19 protein-coding genes are annotated in these 16,840 nt (G+C 57.2%); 10 read left to right on the top strand and 9 right to left on the bottom strand.

The window, feature by feature from the left end:
• Positions 1-32 precede the first annotated feature (32 nt).
• Entirely contained in the window at positions 33-218 is a 186-nt protein-coding gene (locus BLU17_RS32515) for a hypothetical protein (RefSeq protein ID WP_143189300.1), read from the top strand.
• Between the two features lie 306 nt (positions 219-524).
• Here BLU17_RS32515 and BLU17_RS19825 read toward each other — a convergent pair whose 3' ends face one another.
• The 5 genes from BLU17_RS19825 to BLU17_RS19805 form a co-directional block, all read right to left on the bottom strand.
• Positions 525-1,046 (bottom strand): hypothetical protein, encoded by a 522-nt coding sequence (locus tag BLU17_RS19825; protein WP_143189299.1) that lies wholly within the window; start codon positions 1,044-1,046, stop codon positions 525-527.
• Positions 1,047-1,154: 108 nt separating this feature from the next.
• Positions 1,155-1,439 carry a hypothetical protein gene (locus BLU17_RS19820; protein WP_143189298.1) on the bottom strand — a complete coding sequence of 95 codons (285 nt, stop codon included), beginning with the start codon at positions 1,437-1,439 and terminating at the stop codon, positions 1,155-1,157.
• Between the two features lie 82 nt (positions 1,440-1,521).
• Positions 1,522-1,803 carry a hypothetical protein gene (locus BLU17_RS19815; RefSeq protein WP_092000087.1) on the bottom strand — a complete coding sequence of 94 codons (282 nt, stop codon included), beginning with the start codon at positions 1,801-1,803 and terminating at the stop codon, positions 1,522-1,524.
• A gap of 54 nt (positions 1,804-1,857) precedes the next feature.
• A complete protein-coding gene (locus BLU17_RS19810; protein ID WP_092000086.1) occupies positions 1,858-2,178 on the bottom strand; it encodes a helix-turn-helix domain-containing protein in 321 nt (106 codons plus the stop codon).
• Positions 2,171-2,578, bottom strand: a complete 408-nt coding sequence (locus BLU17_RS19805; protein ID WP_092000084.1) for a type II toxin-antitoxin system RelE/ParE family toxin — start codon at positions 2,576-2,578, stop codon at positions 2,171-2,173. The genes BLU17_RS19810 and BLU17_RS19805 overlap by 8 nt, the downstream gene beginning before the upstream one ends.
• Positions 2,579-2,977: 399 nt before the next feature.
• Here BLU17_RS19805 and BLU17_RS19800 point away from each other — a divergent pair, with 399 nt between their 5' ends.
• Positions 2,978-3,628, top strand: a complete 651-nt coding sequence (locus BLU17_RS19800; RefSeq protein ID WP_092000081.1) for a hypothetical protein — start codon at positions 2,978-2,980, stop codon at positions 3,626-3,628.
• Positions 3,629-3,634: 6 nt separating this feature from the next.
• The gene (locus BLU17_RS19795) at positions 3,635-4,276 is read left to right on the top strand and encodes a hypothetical protein (RefSeq protein ID WP_092000078.1); all 642 of its coding nucleotides are present in this window, start codon (positions 3,635-3,637) and stop codon (positions 4,274-4,276) included.
• Positions 4,277-4,373: 97 nt separating this feature from the next.
• On the opposite strand, the gene BLU17_RS34275 is transcribed toward BLU17_RS19795, so the two are convergent.
• From BLU17_RS34275 to BLU17_RS19785, 3 genes are all read right to left on the bottom strand, one after another.
• Positions 4,374-4,496, bottom strand: a complete 123-nt coding sequence (locus BLU17_RS34275; RefSeq protein WP_281247849.1) for a hypothetical protein — start codon at positions 4,494-4,496, stop codon at positions 4,374-4,376.
• A 3-nt stretch (positions 4,497-4,499) separates the two neighbouring features.
• On the bottom strand, positions 4,500-4,826 hold the full coding sequence (locus tag BLU17_RS19790; protein WP_342713839.1) for an MBL fold metallo-hydrolase: 327 nt from the start codon (positions 4,824-4,826) through the stop codon (positions 4,500-4,502).
• A gap of 278 nt (positions 4,827-5,104) precedes the next feature.
• Positions 5,105-8,881, bottom strand: a complete 3,777-nt coding sequence (locus BLU17_RS19785) for a hypothetical protein (protein WP_092000072.1) — start codon at positions 8,879-8,881, stop codon at positions 5,105-5,107.
• 177 nt (positions 8,882-9,058) lie between these two features.
• On the opposite strand from BLU17_RS19785, the gene BLU17_RS32510 reads away from it, so the two are divergent.
• Positions 9,059-9,619 (top strand): hypothetical protein, encoded by a 561-nt coding sequence (locus BLU17_RS32510; protein ID WP_143189297.1) that lies wholly within the window; start codon positions 9,059-9,061, stop codon positions 9,617-9,619.
• Between the two features lie 33 nt (positions 9,620-9,652).
• Here the strand turns inward: BLU17_RS32510 and BLU17_RS32505 are convergent, their stop codons facing one another.
• Positions 9,653-11,254 carry a metallophosphoesterase family protein gene (locus BLU17_RS32505; RefSeq protein ID WP_143189296.1) on the bottom strand — a complete coding sequence of 534 codons (1,602 nt, stop codon included), beginning with the start codon at positions 11,252-11,254 and terminating at the stop codon, positions 9,653-9,655.
• 432 nt (positions 11,255-11,686) lie between these two features.
• Here BLU17_RS32505 and BLU17_RS19765 point away from each other — a divergent pair, with 432 nt between their 5' ends.
• The 6 genes from BLU17_RS19765 to BLU17_RS19740 all read left to right on the top strand — a co-directional run bounded on the left by BLU17_RS19765 (position 11,687) and on the right by BLU17_RS19740 (position 16,483).
• A complete protein-coding gene (locus BLU17_RS19765) occupies positions 11,687-12,127 on the top strand; it encodes a DUF6088 family protein (RefSeq protein WP_092000363.1) in 441 nt (146 codons plus the stop codon).
• The gene (locus BLU17_RS19760) at positions 12,075-13,031 is read left to right on the top strand and encodes a nucleotidyl transferase AbiEii/AbiGii toxin family protein (protein ID WP_092000063.1); all 957 of its coding nucleotides are present in this window, start codon (positions 12,075-12,077) and stop codon (positions 13,029-13,031) included. Before BLU17_RS19765 ends, BLU17_RS19760 begins: the two co-directional genes overlap by 53 nt.
• Positions 13,032-13,221: 190 nt before the next feature.
• Positions 13,222-13,464, top strand: coding sequence for a helix-turn-helix transcriptional regulator (locus BLU17_RS19755; RefSeq protein WP_092000060.1), 243 nt, complete (start codon positions 13,222-13,224; stop codon positions 13,462-13,464).
• A gap of 214 nt (positions 13,465-13,678) precedes the next feature.
• Positions 13,679-14,542, top strand: coding sequence for a DUF2971 domain-containing protein (locus BLU17_RS19750; RefSeq protein ID WP_092000360.1), 864 nt, complete (start codon positions 13,679-13,681; stop codon positions 14,540-14,542).
• Positions 14,543-14,583: 41 nt separating this feature from the next.
• Entirely contained in the window at positions 14,584-15,156 is a 573-nt protein-coding gene (locus tag BLU17_RS19745; protein WP_092000057.1) for a hypothetical protein, read from the top strand.
• A 142-nt stretch (positions 15,157-15,298) separates the two neighbouring features.
• Entirely contained in the window at positions 15,299-16,483 is a 1,185-nt protein-coding gene (locus tag BLU17_RS19740; RefSeq protein WP_092000055.1) for a hypothetical protein, read from the top strand.
• Positions 16,484-16,840: the final 357 nt, after the last annotated feature.

Raw genomic sequence — 16,840 nt, 5'->3', positions numbered from 1 at the left:
CTGGACACCCGGATCGTGCAAGGAGATAGCGCTTGCGAACATCGCTCCCCCTGTTGCGCGACACTTCGTACATGTTCTCGCGAGCAGACAAGTACTCGCTTCTGGCGCTGCCTTTTTTGTATCGCAACACGCCTGTTTCTATCGGCGACATGGGGGCGCTTCAAAAAATCCGTGAGCCAGAAGGTTCTTTCGCGTTTCTTCTTCGTCACAACGGGTGAAATATCCGCCTCGCACACGCTGCCAGCCGTAGCGCTGCATATACTGCCACGTCACCACATTCTCAAGCTCGGACGCTCGCGGCTCGTCCGCTGCCGGCAAAGCGATCGTTTCAACCAGACTGACAGGAGGATGCAGTTTCGTCCATGCCGCCCCGTGTTTACCGCCATGCTGGCCAATGCGAATCGCAGGCGGCCCTGACGTGAGGCCAATATAGAAATGATCTCCTTCGAGTCCAAGAGCATAAACGGAGTAGCTTTCGTGCAATCGGCTTTCCTCGCGTTATGCTTTTCGTATCTTTCGTCTCGCTATTGCTGCAGTTGTTGCAGTCGCTCCTGAGCCTCTACCCGTAGGGCATACAGCATGCCGAACAGCTCCTGCGGATGGAAACGGAACATCGCATCCTCCAGACATCCGCCTGCAGATAGCCACTGGTTGCCCCGCGCGGCATATTCTTCCGCAGTATCGCCCTCGTACTTCTCGAACGGGTAACGCAGACCATCAAAATTCGCGGTCCAGTCGGCGAAGACCCTGTCCCGATCGGACAACGCCGACGGACCAATACGCTCACCCGCCGAGGCGAGCAATCGATGCTGTACATCGAGCGGCAGTGCATCGAAAATCTTCCTGTAGTCGTGACGGAAAGATTTTTTGCGCTCAATATTCGCTGGTTCCGCCGCGTAAGCGACGAATTTCAATAGAAGCTCGAAAGCGATCAGCTCAAGCAGATAACTCGCATTCGAATCGGGACGCACGCCTCTTAGTGCCCCCGCATCATCGAGTCGCTCCAACGCTTCCCGATGCATGAGACGCAGCCAATGTGTCTTCATGCCAACTGCTGGCTTGCTTCGCATTGCCGACCCGCGCCCGTTGCACTTGCCGCCCGTAACGGGAAGAACATCGTAGCGACCATTCGCGCCCCCGCCATTCGCCATGTCTTATTGATCCACCACGATCAGTCCTGCCTCGACCAATCCCCGATAGACGCCACGGAAGAAATCGCATCGGTGACAGTCCCCAAGCATCGCCGCCAGCAGCTGCGCCTGGACGTGCTGCACGCCACGTTTCCACTCGTCGTTATCGATCTCTTTCATGGTCTGATCCAACAGACGGTCAAGCGCATCGATAGCCGCTTCATACAGGTCGTCGTACCTGCCATCGGTCTCCATCCGGCGCGCGGTCACAATCTTCGTCCGCTCCGCGTAGAGGATCCTGCTGCTCACCCAGGGCTCATCCGGACACAGGACACACGACATCGCATTTCCCCGATCAATAGGCTTCGACGCCCGCCATCGTGCGCGCCTTTCACTGCCCCGCCCCACTGAAGACTGCAATCCCCAGGGCGACTGCGATTCCCAGGAGGGCAATCACCAGCGCCGCGATCGACATCAACAGCATCGACGTGTTTGTCATGCGTGCATAGTAGAAGCTACGCATTTTCTCGATCATGGCCTCCGTATCCTGCGCCCCCTCGGGAAATAGCTGGCGGAACTCCGCATGCACCTTCGCCTCGATTGCCTCGTGGAACTCCCGGTTCCAGCTATCCGTCCAGTTGACGAACCAACGAACCAGCCGCCTTTTGTACATAGACTTACCCTTACACAGGGGTGCCGTCATTGCGTCACGCAGCACAGGCCATCGTCAGCCGAAAATGCCGAGGCCATTCTTCTCCACAAGCTGGAGCATGCGCGCAGCGATCCCGCTGGGTTTCTTGTCGCCCTGTTCCCACTGACGCACGGTGGACACCGTGGTGTTGAGATACACAGCAAACACACCTTGGCTGACGTTCACGCCCTTGCGGATCCGCGCAATTTCTTTCGCATCAAACTCCGGCGCCTTCTCGATGCACAGATCGTCGTACTCGCGCATCGTCTTCTTGTCGATGACCTTCGCACGATACAAGCCGGAAGCCGCGCTATGAACTGCTTCCGACGCATCGCTTCTGAAACGTGCCTTAGCCATTACAAATCTCCACTAAATCCTTCGATTCCAGCAACCGGTCAATGTCGGCATCCTTCATCCTGCCGTAGTCACGAGCAAGGCGCTTGAAGTCCTTCAACTCACGCTCATCGATGTTTTCCCGGTCACTCTTTGCGAACAGGTAGACGAACACCCAGAAATCACCGATCCTGTTCACGACAATGCCGCGCCTGGTGTTCCTGTCGAGTCGTTTCTTCCAGACATTGCCTCCGAGATCGTCACCCTGACCCTTATTCAGTCCGGCGATCGCTTCGCAAAGCTCCGCGTCCCTGATCCCGGCCGCCCTGGCTTTCCTGGCGAACCAGGCCGTCTTGAAGGCCCGTGACGCTACGCTTGCCTCAACCGGCCGCGCCGCGGCAACCTGCCTAGACTGTTTTTTCATTGGAAAACCAGACTGAATGACATGCCAACATATATACCACTTAGTGGTACACTTGGCAAGCCAATTCCAGGGAGATCCATGGATAACCTACCTGACGGCATCGCGCTCTTCGCGTCGATGCCCGGTGCGCGAACAGATGTGCTACGGGCTATTTCCGCGCCATGGACCTCTGCCCTCACCAGGGCATCGGTCCATCGCTGCGAACGATGAGGATAGCGACCAGTGAGCACAGCCCCATCTAACGGCATGAAGGCGGTAGCGGAATCGCTGGACCTGATGGAAGAGGCTCTGCATCAGCTCGCTGCCATGATCGACGCACCGCAGATGGTCAAACTTCACGGCGGCAGGCCAGCACACCGTTAGGCGAAACAAGGGGTCGAGCAGGCCATCGTGCCGAAAATGGCCCGCGTGATCAGCACGGCCCGTGCAGCTACCCTGCTCCTCGACGCCTTCTACTTCGGCGAGTTCAACGCCTTGAAACGGATGGTCGATGAGACCGTCGAGGATGTCATGTTCCTGGCACGCGGCCTGGAGCTGGGTCTGCGCGAAGAGCATCAGGAATATCTCACCAGCTTCTTCACCGAATACTGGAAGGATGGCCCGCACCCGGAAGTCCCTGAAGTGAACAAGCGACCGGAGTTCAACCGTTACAAGATCCGGAAATACATGGACGAGTTGTACACGAACGGCCCGGCCCTACCTGGAGATGCAAAAGTCAGCAGCCTCATGAAAACATCTTACGTGCTTGATTCAGGCTACGTCCACGGAAACTGCTCGCAATTGATGGAGCTCTATGGTGGAAACCCGCCCGCCTTCCACGTGTCTGGCGTCCCCCATCCCACGGCCGGGTTGGCCGCCGGACTCTCGATGATTTATAGCGTCGCGATGGCGCTCACGACGTTCGCGACGACCTCAAGAGCGTTCGGCAATGCGGCACTGACGGAGCGGCTCCGCGCACGCTCTGTGCAGCTCTACCAACTGGGCGTGGCCATGCAGAGAACGTTCCAGGCCTGGGAACGCAGCACCCACCCGACACCGACGGCGAGTTGAGGGCATATGGATACAGGAAGCATATCGGCGATCATTTCTGCGACGGCCGGCATCACCGGTGTGTTGCTCGGCAATTCGTTCGTCGCGGTCAAGGAATGGATCGTCAGCCGGACGAAGCGTCAAAAGGATGCGGTCTATCTCTCGATCAATGTCCTGTCTCATCTGGAGCAGGTGGCCAACCGATGCTTCCACGTCGCCCTGGACGATGGAACCGCGATGGGGCAACCCGTGGGAAAGGACGGTGAATACGTTACGACGACGAAACCGCCCGAATTCAGGCCGCTGGAACTGGACGTCGAATGGAAGGTGCTTCCACAGGATCTCCTGTATGCGATCCTGCGGATTCCAGACGATCAGGCGCAGATTGAGAACAGGCTATGGGGGATTGACGAATATGACGACGACTACCCCGACCATACAGAATTCTTCTGGGTGAGGCAACGCGGCTATGCTGAACTTGCGCTTTCCGTGTCGAACCTCGCGCAGCGCCTGCGCGCCTATGGCAAGTTGCCGCCCGTGGTCGAACCGGAACCCGGCGAATGGAATCGCGATGAGGAACTGCGAAACATCATCAAGCGCGTTGACGACGCGCGCAACGCCCATGAACAGCGTGTCTCCGCGTGTCCCGCCCCGTTCCCGTTGACCTGAGCCACCAGGATGGCGAGCATAGTCAACCGACCTGGCTGGGCACGATCGTTCGCCGCGAAGTCCACCACGCCGCGATGATCATGCCCGGCAACATCGCTCACTCGTGCAGCAATTTCCAGAGATCGACATCCCGTTCGGCGGTCCAGATGCCCGGATGCTCGGCTCCGTTGAGCTCTTCGAAGGCGCGGCAGACGTCGAATGGCAACACGTGCTGAAACACGGGCTAGTCACCGAACACGGGATTCATCGTTTCGAGCGTCTGGAAATAGCACTCCTTGAGCGGGGCACCGCGCGCAATCGCGGCGCTCACACAGTCGAGCACCGTGTCGACGAACCGTTGTGTGCCGTTGATCGCCTGTTCGACCTGCTCGCTCCCACTGAGCGCCACACCGCGCCCCGGGAGCAATACATCGGCATCGAGTCCGCGCAGTTTCGCAAGCGTCTTCGACCATGCACGAAGATAGCCGTTGCCCGCATACACCCCGCAACGATTCTCAACGAGATCGCCTGAAAACAGCACGCGCTCTTCCGGTAGCCAGCAAACCGACACCGAACGAGTGGCCCGCGCCGAGATGACACAACGTGATCTCGCGACTGCCAAACCACAGCGTCAGCGTATCTAGTAAGTAAGGCGCATACCAGCGCAATGGGAAGGTAGACAATGCGCTGGTGTCGCCCAAGCAATTGGTCAAGCCGCCGCGGAGGCCTACGCGCGCGGCCATGATCTGAAGCACCCGCTCCTCCCGGCGGTACACGATGAATGTCGCTGCAAACCCGTTCCGGCGCTGAACCCTAGTTCGGAGGCCACTGCACTGTCAAACGCAATCCTTACTCGAAACGCTCGTCCGAGATTCGCGCACGATCCAGTTCCTGTTTGCGCTCCTCTTCAATCAGGTGACTTAACCGGCGCCGGTTCTGCTCTACGAAAGACATCACGCCAGGCGGAACCCTACCATCCAGTGTATCCAGCAACCTGGCGTTGGCTTCAATCAGCACTGCGCGTGAGCCGCTCCACGACGTCGGCGAAAAACGATCGATAAACGCGGCCAGCACCAGCCTGCAATCGGGTGCATGTTCGAACAGGAGCAATGCCTGATGCGACCACATCACCCCCTCACCATCGGCGGCCCGTACCGCAAACGGCACCAGTGCCGCAGCCAGCGCGTAGCGCGATGCCGGATGCTGTGCACACCACGTCAGCAATGCGTCGTCCGGAATCAGACCGGTCGACCTTCTGAAGTGCGAGCGGGCCTCCCGAAAGGAGAAGGCTCGTCTATCCAGGTCCTCTGCCTCCACTGGAAACAGCGCGTTCAGCACCGAGACCGGGTGCAGTTCCAGCAACGCGCACGTCAACTCATCGTAACTGGTCCAGTGGGCACGGTATTCCGCCACCGCAGTCCCCAGACGAATCGCCACACGGATGGCAGCAGCCTCCCCCTCCGAAGATACACAGCAGGTCTTGACGATCTCTGCGAGACGGTGGTCCTGCCCTGCGAAATGGCGCGCAAACTGCACCCGATCGAGCAGGTCCCGTCCGGTCTGGAGCACCAGCGGTTCCAGATCGTGACTGGCCAAGTTATCCGAGTGAATACGCATGTCGAGAATTTCGAGCGCAACATCCAGTCCATTTTCCTGAGCAGCAACCTGACCGACCAGGTCCCGAAAATCATTGCCATCCAGCGGATCCGCGTCTGGCGCAGAACACAACGCGCGGTACATATAAACCGGACTGCGTCCCTCGTGAAGCGCGCGCCTCAAGCGGCCCACCGCCCGTTTGTCCAGATCGACGGCTGACTGCAACATCGGAAACAGGCCGGCAAAGGCGGCATGTTCGAGCGCGTTATCCAGCACGCGTTGCGCCACGTCCCGCTTGTGCTCCCACAGCCAGTGCACAAAACCACGATGAACCGAGATATCGATAGTGCGAGCATCGATTGAAGTAGCCAGCTTCGTCCAGACTGCAAACGGTTCCGTCGCCCTGCTCGCAAGCCCTCGCCCGAATTGCCACGCCCGCACGCCCCCCTCCATCAGGTCCGGTAACAACTCGTCGAGCACCACAGGCGCGACGGCAACCGCTTGCCCCAGGTCATACGCGATCTGATCCAGTCGTTGCAGGACAACGCCCATGTCCTGCAAAGGATCCAGACCATCGAGCTCTGCCGAATTCCCCCACGTTCTGCCCAGTGCAGACGCACGCACCCGATCTGCCAGACTGGCGGGCCTCAACTCGCTCTCGAGCCCGGAGAGCTGCGCCTTGATATCCGGCGCCATCGACTCCCCGTCGTAAAAAAGCGATTCCCGACAAGCCCCCCAACCCTCGCGCCAGAACCCGTTTACGGAAAACAGGCGAAGCAGCTTCGCGAGTTCGTCATGCGCGCCAGAGGCCGACCACAGTCCCCGGAAGTTTTCCACCAGCAGCGACTTCAAGCTTGATTCGAGAGTGGGATCGGCCCTGGCCACGCGCTCGATCAACTGTAGTGCGCTCGCGTACCAGTGGCGGACGTCATCGCCAGTCCGTACTTCGTAGCCGAAATCGCGCAACTGCGAGCCGAACTCGAACGAATGGTGCGAGCTGAAAAAACCCGTCTGCAATACCCTCTTCAATGCCTCGACACCCAATTCCCGCTCCGACCGAAGCAGCGATTCAATCACTTTCAGGCGTTGCTCGATCGTGGCATGGGTTCCCGACAGGCATATCGGGAATAGTGAAAGGAAGGTTTCGGATGCCGAAGAAAGATCCCCTTTCTTTTCCTGCGCTGTTCCCAATCGGACCAGCACGGCAACACTGCGCTCGAAAAACCGGGCGTCATATGCGAGCGAGCGCGACAGTGAAATGGCAAGACGCCGGACAGACGTTGACCACGTCGCCGCACCGCCACTCTCCTGTTCAAGAATTGAAAGAACGGCATCCGGCACAACCGGGGCGATGTTCCTGAACATGGCCTGCCTGTCATCGTCGAAGGTGCGGAGATCACTTAACAGGCCACCGGGCGCCACCCAGTTCTGTGCAATCGATACCGCGACGGGATGATCATGCAAAAACGACAGGCGTCGGGAAAACGATCGGGCAAGTCGTGCCGTACCGCCAGCCAGCAGATGCTGATCAATGACCTCGAACGGCAGATCATCCAGCGCGTGACGAGCGAGGCGGTTTGCGATGGCGTGAGGCAGTACAGCCCGCCAGGGACCACGCGCCTGGACGAGATCACGTCGACGTAACTCGCTCATATGCTTGAATACCGTGCGGGGCGTCTGATCCGCGAGCTTCGCCAGATGCGGCAGTTCCGACTCACCCTGGCTGATCCCCTCGCCCCAGAACGAATAGACGAGGGAACACGCTTTTGCCGCGGCCAGTAATCCTTCATCGGCTTCGTGACGTTGCCGGAACAACCGGAGAAACAGTTCTTCGTTGGACAGACCCGAAATCGACTCCGTTACACCGATCGTCTCGGCATACGCAATCGCAATACGGGCATTGCCATCCGATGCCTCGGCGATCGTGCGAGCGTTCACCTGAGACAACGTCCTGTATCGCTGGAGCAGCAGTTTTTCGATCAAGCCAGTCGATGACGTCTCGAGCACGACAACCTGGGTCCCTTCCGGCTGATCTTCGCGAACGTCATATTCGACCGTGATCACGCTGAGCCGGCTCGCGGGCACCCGGCAGAGTTCAGCAAGTTCCCGGTGCAGGTCCGGCGGACAGTTATCGACCACCATGATCGCTCGCGTTCGCGTCGCGACCAGTTGGGACGCAAGCCCAACCGGCGCCGGATTGATGGCATCCGGCAGGCTGGTATAGATGGCCAGCGAAGGAGGCAGCGCCCGCGAGCCGATGCGCCCATCGAACAACGCCTGGGCGAAACGCGTCTTCCCGACACCCGAAAGGCCCACCAGACGAACGACCTTCCCGGGCTGGGCCAGCTCGTCCCGCAGTGCGTCGATCCCCTCGTGAACCGCAAGCGTGGACTGCCCGAGATGCAGGCGCAACGTTTCATCCAGCAGATACTCAGCCTGGATATCCTCGGTCGGTGAACTCCATGCCCCATAGGGTCGCCACCCGACCAGCGGTTTGCCGATGCGCTCCCTCATCCACGTGGCGACGCCGGGATGCATCCGTATCCACGCGGCGAGTCGGGTCCGGTCATAAAAGTCCGTCTGCAACTGGTCTGCATGCGTCACGTCACCCAAGGCATCGCGCATCGCAGTGCGCCGGCTGCGCAGTCCCGTCTCCGCTGTTGAGCCACTCGCGCTGACGATGACATAAGCACCAGACATATTGGCCAGCTCATCAATGACGGGGCGTATACGCCCGCCGGGCCGCATTTCGTTTGTAATGGCGCTCCGCGCCATGTCCGGCTTCTTGACCTGAAACCCTGTCGCCCCACGCGGGATGAATCCGGCAATGTCGATACCGGACGGGAGATTGACCCGCACATCCAGACCACCGTCTTTCGCGGTCTGGCTCCCACCCCAAGTTACCGCAGCGGGAGATAGACCTTGAGCGGCAAGCTCAGCCTCACATAGACGCCCGACCAACTCGCGAAGATCTGTGTCATTGAGCTTCTGGATATCGGCGGGTTCGACGTCAAACATGGCGGAGGACATGACGGATGAGATGGCTCATTTTAGACCGGGATAGCGACTGGCCATGCGCGCCTGAACCGTTCCATGTCCCCGCGCATCGCCCCATTGCATCGGGCGTGATGACCTTTGCGTTGTCCTGCACTATATTTTTATCAGGCGGTTTCGTCCGCACATGCGAAAGACTGGATGGGAGCACCTATGAGCATTTTCAGTTCATGGAACAAGGCCCTGGTCGGCAAGCCCTGGATCCGGCTCGACGATGCCGGCACCATCCTGGCGGGCGGCTCGCCACGGTCCGGTGCACAACGCAATATGCATTTCCAGGCCGATCAGGACCATTGGCTCTCGCTGGTCATGGATGCCGTCGCGCGTAGCGTTATCTCCATGACGGAACATGACGGTACGCGATATGTTCGCCAGGCTGACTTACGGCGCTGGTGCGAAGCTAGCGGTACGCCCTGGAAAGTTCCTCACCATCCCGGTGAAGATGAAGCTCCGCTGGTCAGCACCGAACAGCAAGCTCCATCACTACTCCCTGATCACGAGCGCAGCGGTGAAGATCCTGATGCTCTTGACCCCCGCGAACACATCACCCTGCTGGTCCTGATTGCTGCCGCTGCTCGTGCCGGGAAACTCGATGCCGGCGCGATCGAACGCGCAAGCAACGAGCTTGGCGTTACCCTGTCTCGCCGCACCATCAACAAGCACCTGGCCTGCATCGCAGACGCCATCGATCGCCGCAAGGACTTGAGTCGCTGAGTATCACGGGAGCTCCAATCTCCCTGCATCCATTTATACGGTATCCTTATATCTTGCGGAAGGCGCCGACGCGACACTCATCCTGTCAATCGAAAACTCGAAGGTGTAGTGGCGATGGCCATGAAGATAGTGGCAGTCAACTGCCGAAAGTACCCGCGTCAAGGCGTTCGACCGCAGCATCTGCAGGTACTTCATCTGGAGCTCGACCAACGGATTCCTGGACGGTGGGGTATACACATGGTGATGGCCGACGACAATCAGTCGGGCGCCAAACGGCAACTGCCCAGCGATCTGTTTCAGCCTGCGCAACTGCGCCGTGCCCACGTCACCCAATGCGGAGGTCAGCAAATTCGACGGCAGCCGATTGGTATCCAGCGCAACAAACATCTGATCTCTGATGGTCCAGAACATCGGGAACGCGGCCTCCCAGATTGAATCGACCTGTCGGGCAAGCGCGCCATCATTGCCATAGGCATATTCAGAAAAAACGTGGTCGTATCGGGCAAGATATCTATTTAGCTCAATGGGACCGCCACTCTCCATCACGTAGCCGTCAGGGCACAGCTCGTTCACGGCGCGCAGATAACGAATCTTTCTCAACCGCGGCAGGCACGAGTTCATCGGGATCGCGCTGACCTTCGGGCGATATTTGTGCGAATACGGGTGCAAATCGTGGTTTCCCGGGCACAGGATGAACTTTGCCTCCGCTTTTAACGGGTTGCACGCCGCCAGGAAATCGTGCCACTCGCCACGCAGGCCACCATCCGTGATATCGCCGGAAATCACAAGCACATCCGCAATCTGAGCTTGTGCCTTCAGCTTCTCGAAGACCTTTGTATTGGAATAGGCATCTGACTGAATCGGTTTGTCCATCCCCGACGTAATATGCAGGTCAGACAGATGATGAACACCATCGGGCAAAGGGCGCGCGTTCCTGTCGATGCGACGACTGAAAAGCCAATAGACGAAGCAGCCAATGGCCGCAAACACCATGGCCTGCGCGTACGTCCAGCCCACCCATGCGACAAGATAGTGGCCCATCAACCCGAGTCGGCTCCAGACGCTATCCCTTGCACGTTCATGCATCAGCTCAGTCCACGATCGTGCAATCAACGGGCGAAGGTACGGACATCTCGAGAAGATGTTCACCTCACCATATGCCATGAGCACCGAACTCACCAGCACACTCACGCTGGCAACGCGGGTCACAATCCACAGCGGCAGGTACCTACGGTCGAAGAACCATTCAAGCAGAACGAATAGCAAAACAACAGGCCAACTGGCTACCGCGGCCAGTGACTCCCCTTTCGAAACGATGAACAGCTTCACCGCAGCCGGAAGCGACTCGCGGAAGGACGGCCAGTGTTCATTCGACCGTGTGCGCCGATACCCACCATATCCGATCCAGGCCAGCAAAATGGCCGCAGGGACGATATAGAGCTGGGTCCAATCCGAAAACAGGTGAAAACCAACGGAAAGAGAACCCGCGAGGATCAACAAATAGGCAAGCAGATACCATGGGCCTGAAACGTGTTGGACATGCTTTTCATCCTCCCAAATCAGGCCAAAGAATTTTGCCCGCAATTCGTCCTCCCGGTCGGGCGCACTGAAACTATACGGTTGGTGCTTTTGCATTCGGCAGATCGAACCCGGTTGTCGTACATTCCATATCGGCCGATATTCTGGTTTATTTAATTTCTCGCCAGACTGCACACCACACATGACGGACTGGCGCCGGCTACATTACCGCTGCACGGGAGCGCGTTTGGGATGCGCAAACGCAGACCCCGATACTGCTGGAAGCGTTGGAAGATACCGTCACGACTTTCTGTTGAGCGACATTCAAGAGGACGCTGTCGGGCGACCCCGGCCTCATCGCATGAGGCATGCGCCAGCGACCGCAGGCTCCACGTCGGGCGGCCCGCGCCCCCACCTGCAGGCGTTCAACGCTCCCGAACCGGACCCGGATGCTATACTGGGCCAGTCAGTCCGATGAGCGTCGTGTGACGCCTTTTCGACGTATAATCAGTCAGTTACAACCCTGACTGATGTCTGATGGAGATGATCATGATCCTGCGGGACAAATTGAGAAAGGCGCTCGGCCGGAAAAGGGCCAATGTCTTCCTGCGGGCTGACTTCGAGAAACTGGGAAGCAATGCTCAACTGAGCCGCGCGCTGCGCAATCTGGTCGACGAAGGCGCCGTGGTAAAAATTGGGGTCGGCGTCTACGCCAAGGCCAAGCGAAGCGCGCTGAGCGGCAAGCCGATTCCGGTGGAGCCCGTCGAGTTCCTGGCGCCAGAGGCACTGAAGAAGCTTGGCGTGAAGGTCTATCCGAGCCGCCGAACGGCAGAATATAACGCAGGCCAGACGACGCAAATTCCAGCCGGGGCGGTCATTAACACCGGAAATCGGCGCATCTCCCGCAAGCTAGGCTTCGGACCCAAGACCATCGAATATGAAAACAATTACAACCGACCAACGGGAGTTGATCGACGCCCTGCTCGCTGAAAAAGACGTCGGCGGGATTTCCGCCGCCATCCTCGAGAAAGACATCCATGTCACAGACGCTTTGCGAGCCCTGTCGAGCCTGGCGCACGATCACGTCAAACTGGTCTTCTGCGGCGGCACCAACCTCTCGAAGGCACACGGCATCATTGAGCGGATGTCGGAAGACGTTGATCTCAAGGTCGTGCTGTCTCCGATGCACGATCTCAGCGACAACGCGTTAAGGAAGCATCTTTCCGCGTTGAAAAAGAAGGTAGCCGAGACACTTACTTCACTGGATTTTCAGGAAATTCAGGAAGCGGCAACTGCGAGAAATGCCAACCGGTATTTCGCGAGCAGCTGGCGCTACGCGTCGGTTTACGGAGCGCATCAAAGCCTGCGTACCCATTTGAGCGTCGAGTTTACGGTCCGGACGCCCGTCTTCGACACGTCAGAGCATCAACTCGGCTATCTGGTCGATCGACTGGCCGAGCGGGCGGGCCAGCCCTTCGCCATGCAATGTGTCTCCGTGGAAGAGACCCTCGCGGAAAAGGTCCTCTCGTTTCTGCGCCGTTTTGCCGAACACCGCGCAAAGGTGCGTGAAAACTGGGACGAAGCGCTGGTGCGACACATCTACGACACCTGGCGCATCGTGTCTGTCGACCCGGGAGCCGTTGACCGGGCCGCGACTCACTTCAGGGAACTCGTCGAGTTCGATCGAGGCGAGTTTCAGCAACACGAAGCCTTCGTCAACGATCCCGCGACCTGCATGAAGACCGCACTCGGCGAAATCGGGCACGACGCCCAAACGATCGGCGAATATGTCGACAAGCTCATCCCGCTGATTTACGGCAGGGACAGGCCAACCTTCAACGAGGCGTTCGGGGTGTTCAAGACCGCTGCCAACAAGCTGCTCGGTACACTTTAGCCCGGTCCCGAACCAGTGAAAAAGCGAAGGCCAAGACAGCCCGACAGGCTTCGATCTTCCATGAAATAGCGAAATATTCGCTATTTCATCGTGCTATAGCACGTCGCTCGCTCCGATATCGCCGAATCTGGATGTATCGCAGTGCAACGGTATCCCACCGTCTGACGCGATCTGATCGCCAGGAGCGGCCATGACACCTTCAGCCCACCACGCTGTCCTTCCCCGCGCACTTCAGCAGTTCGACCAGTTGCCCGACGCCGCCCATGTGGACGTGCGCACCGTCGCCGGCCTGTTCGGTATCTCTGTCCCGACCGTGTGGCGACATACCCGATCAGGCAAATTACCTGCCCCGAGAAAAATCGGTGCATCGACCCGCTGGAACGTTGCCGAGCTCCGGGCCATCCTGGCGGTCCATGCGTCGCAAGCGCGCTGATCCAGGCAGGACAACACACACCGCCCCCTGTCATCCTGGTCCGGGGATTACATCGTTTCTGCTCACGTTGACTGAGGTCGGATCACTGTGGTCTGGCCATCCACGGAGTTACCGGTCGTGGCATCGCAGCGGTTTTTATTATAAATTCTTCCAGAGATCGTTCCAGAAACCAGCCGACTATCTAACTGCCCCCAACGGCCAGACAGGTTCAATGATGAAAAACAAGAATCGCCCTCGAACCGTTTACCACTACTGTGGCGCAGATGCTTTTTTGAACATTATTACACATGGCCGACTATGGGTTTCTGATGCACGAAAAACAAACGATCGCCAGGAACTTCACAGATTCAAGGCATTGGCATTGGGTCACCTGAAAAACCATTCAAAGCGCGACAATCAACGCAATGCAATAATCGCAGACCTCGATTTGCACTTTGAATTAATACAGGATATCAGCGATTACTATATATGCTGCTTTTCGGAAGAACCGGACTCCGTGCCGCAATGGGCCGCCTACGCCGAGCGCGGCACTGGATTTTCGATTGGATTCGACGTAAACGCCTTGAGAAAAGCTGTAGACGCCCCGCTGGTAGACTCCAGCTACTCCATCGTGCCGGGAGAAGCCGGTTCAGGGCCATGGGGCCTTGGTCCGGTGTTTTATGCCGAAGAGAATACACAAAATGAACAACTCGATCATCTGATGATGCTGATCGATATTGAACCTTCGTTCGGACTCGATGCTTCAAAAGTCGCCCGTGAATATATCGATCGGGTTTGCGCTTTTTGCAAGCACCCCGATTTTCGAACCGAGCACGAATGGCGAATTGTACACAATGTCACGCTCTCCCGCGAACGAGCAAAAGAACTTGTCGACGTGAGTCCCGACATAAACTGGCGGAAAAGCATTTATGGACTGACACCATATCTCGAAACACCCTCACTCAAGGAGTGTATCCGGGAAGTTATCATCGGGCCATCCAACGCGGATAACGGCGCCGAAAATTATATCCGCCAGTTTCTCGATGATTCCGGAATCAAGAATGCAAAAGTGACTGTTTCACAATCACCTTACCGCTAACAGATTTTCCCTGGCCTACTGCGCAAAGACAAACGATCGACATGTTCGAAACAATCCAGCAGATCCTGCACGATGCCCCGTCCCAGGCCTGGTTCACATTGGCAGGCGGCATAGTGGGAGCCATTGCCAGTGCATCAGGCGCTCTGATCACGAACGGTTTCAATTCACATCAACAGAAGGTCCGATTTGCGCACGAAGAAAAAATGCGAACCCAGGAATTGACGCGCGACCGACTGGAAGAGCTGTACATCCTGGTGGGTCGATGGGCTCATGTCTCCGCCAGTCATCATCTGCATCTGGCGCTCGTCATGAAAGGGCAAACTGATTACAACCAGTATCTCGATACCATCATCGCGGCAGCGTCGGACGACAAGACCGATTTCAACCGGCTGGAGATGATCGTCCGCATATACGGCGGCGATATCGCCTCTGCCTTCGACGATGCCCTTACCAAACGGGACACGATCAGTCAGATCCACAACACACACAAGGCTGCCTACAAAAGTGGCGAGCCAGGTGATCGATTCCTGGCTCCTGCCACGCAAGCCCAGTTGGCCTTCGATAAAGCGTGCAAGACGTTGCAAAAGGCCATCGCAGAGGCCTGTCGCGCCTGAATCCGTCCCGGCAGCGATCAGTTATACAAGCCTAGATCTTCCTACAATGAAAATAGATGAAAGAACAACGTATGGACCCGAAAAAAGTATGCGAAACACCGGGAGTAGCTGGAGCAGAATCGGACAATAATGCTGGACTAAAATGAGCGGGACTGCGCTCGGCACTCCTTGCTTCTTCCAGACCTCGCCGACGGCGATGGATATGGTTGCGGACTGGATCGCGGCTGTTAGCACGAAAGGTCTGAGCGCGTCTATATCGCGTGCCCCCCTACATTCACACCTGACAACAATAAACGGGATCATGAAAATAGAGAAAATATTCAAACAAAACGCCAATAGCGAAGCTATGCTTCCCACGAAGGCGGTTAGTCGACTTCCGCTTAATCCAGAAGCATTGTCGGAGTGGACCGAATCCACAGATTTGAGCCAGTTTTTGCATGACTTATACGAAGGTACGGGTTACGGAGATGTGGTGAGCTATCGCCTCGAGGAAGGGAAAGAAAAATTTTCGGCCTATGCAGAGATTTTTCATCAAGCTGCACTTGAGGCAAGACCCGCTCCGGCCTCCGTTTCCAAGAATATCCATATCCCCAATTTCGCAAAGGATTCGCACTTCGGGTCTGTTGCGAAGCACATGATCGCGTGGGAGAACGTGATTGGCAATATTCTGTCGGAAAACGGCCAATTCTCGATTTCTCACATTCTCGAAACGGAGACGGATCTATCCAGCTCGATTCACCTGGCTGCCCATCTTTACTACAGGCAGGCATTCCAAGTACTGCGTGGCTTCATCGAAAGCTTTGTTCTTCCAGTCCATTTTTGTACCAACATCGACGACCTTAGGAAGTGGAAAGCCAATAGCTTCCACATCCCTGCTTTGCGCGGAAAATCTGGCTTGCTCGCGAAAATGGTCACGTCCGGGACACTGCCTGCAGCTCTCGCGGACTCTGTTTCCTCAGTGTACGGCGTACTCAACGGTTACATTCACGGCGCGGAGGATGCTTTTAATAATGGCGGCATTCATTCCGGAAACTGGAGCGGTTTCGTCTATCAACAGACAAAATTTGAACGATGGACCGATATTTTTTCCGAAGTTGTGAGACTCGGTATAAACGTGCTAAAAATTAATCTCGATATGTGGGATGTAGCCCGAGCCACACTTGGGGTATTGTGCAACGTTTGCCACTCTCAAAACCTTGAGCAAAATTCGGAAATAATTGCGGAGACCAACGTAATCAAATACAGTTGCCGAGAATGCAACTCTTCCTTTCACTGTTCAACGGAGGGGGATTATCTTACCGTGACGTCCATCGAGATCGATGAATAATTCACGAGATTCGGGAAGCGCGGATTTTCAACAATCGTAGAGCGCCCGTGTCCAACCGGGTCTATATTCGCCTCCACACGGCGGTGATTAGTCCTACGACGACTTACGGACGTCCCAAGTGAGTCGCTAGCAAAAGGGCATCATTGTGCGCGTGAGGCCGGTAACTGAGCGAAGTCGACACCTGAACGTCCGACCTATGACCGGGGCAAATAACGGTTCATGGTCAAACTGAGGCAATCAATCTGACGCTGCCTGTTCGATCGTAAGCGATCCATTGTCGACGTCGCTCTGAGCGACGGGTCGAGCGCCATGATTCACTGAGAGGCGTGCGTGTGCTCAGCGCAGGGTAACAGGCAT

Source organism: Paraburkholderia lycopersici, assembly GCF_900096975.1.
Taxonomy (GTDB): domain Bacteria; phylum Pseudomonadota; class Gammaproteobacteria; order Burkholderiales; family Burkholderiaceae; genus Paraburkholderia; species Paraburkholderia lycopersici.
Note: the sequence above shows the minus strand (reverse complement) of the source record. Positions and strands in the feature narration are given on the sequence as shown.

What these genes read in the sequence shown, in the direction of transcription:
- BLU17_RS19795 (WP_092000078.1), top strand. Translation starts at nt 3,635, where the DNA reads ATGGATACAGGAAGCATATCGGCGATCATTTCTGCGACGGCCGGCATC.
- BLU17_RS32505 (WP_143189296.1), bottom strand. Translation starts at nt 11,254, where the DNA reads ATGCAAAAGCACCAACCGTATAGTTTCAGTGCGCCCGACCGGGAGGAC.
- BLU17_RS19815 (WP_092000087.1), bottom strand. Translation starts at nt 1,803, where the DNA reads ATGTACAAAAGGCGGCTGGTTCGTTGGTTCGTCAACTGGACGGATAGC.
- BLU17_RS19800 (WP_092000081.1), top strand. Translation starts at nt 2,978, where the DNA reads ATGGCCCGCGTGATCAGCACGGCCCGTGCAGCTACCCTGCTCCTCGAC.
- BLU17_RS19745 (WP_092000057.1), top strand. Translation starts at nt 14,584, where the DNA reads ATGTTCGAAACAATCCAGCAGATCCTGCACGATGCCCCGTCCCAGGCC.
- BLU17_RS19765 (WP_092000363.1), top strand. Translation starts at nt 11,687, where the DNA reads ATGATCCTGCGGGACAAATTGAGAAAGGCGCTCGGCCGGAAAAGGGCC.
- BLU17_RS19805 (WP_092000084.1), bottom strand. Translation starts at nt 2,578, where the DNA reads ATGAAAAAACAGTCTAGGCAGGTTGCCGCGGCGCGGCCGGTTGAGGCA.
- BLU17_RS19785 (WP_092000072.1), bottom strand. Translation starts at nt 8,881, where the DNA reads ATGTCCTCCGCCATGTTTGACGTCGAACCCGCCGATATCCAGAAGCTC.
- BLU17_RS19825 (WP_143189299.1), bottom strand. Translation starts at nt 1,046, where the DNA reads ATGAAGACACATTGGCTGCGTCTCATGCATCGGGAAGCGTTGGAGCGA.
- BLU17_RS32510 (WP_143189297.1), top strand. Translation starts at nt 9,059, where the DNA reads ATGAGCATTTTCAGTTCATGGAACAAGGCCCTGGTCGGCAAGCCCTGG.
- BLU17_RS19750 (WP_092000360.1), top strand. Translation starts at nt 13,679, where the DNA reads ATGAAAAACAAGAATCGCCCTCGAACCGTTTACCACTACTGTGGCGCA.
- BLU17_RS19810 (WP_092000086.1), bottom strand. Translation starts at nt 2,178, where the DNA reads ATGGCTAAGGCACGTTTCAGAAGCGATGCGTCGGAAGCAGTTCATAGC.
- BLU17_RS19755 (WP_092000060.1), top strand. Translation starts at nt 13,222, where the DNA reads ATGACACCTTCAGCCCACCACGCTGTCCTTCCCCGCGCACTTCAGCAG.
- BLU17_RS19740 (WP_092000055.1), top strand. Translation starts at nt 15,299, where the DNA reads ATGAGCGGGACTGCGCTCGGCACTCCTTGCTTCTTCCAGACCTCGCCG.
- BLU17_RS19760 (WP_092000063.1), top strand. Translation starts at nt 12,075, where the DNA reads ATGAAAACAATTACAACCGACCAACGGGAGTTGATCGACGCCCTGCTC.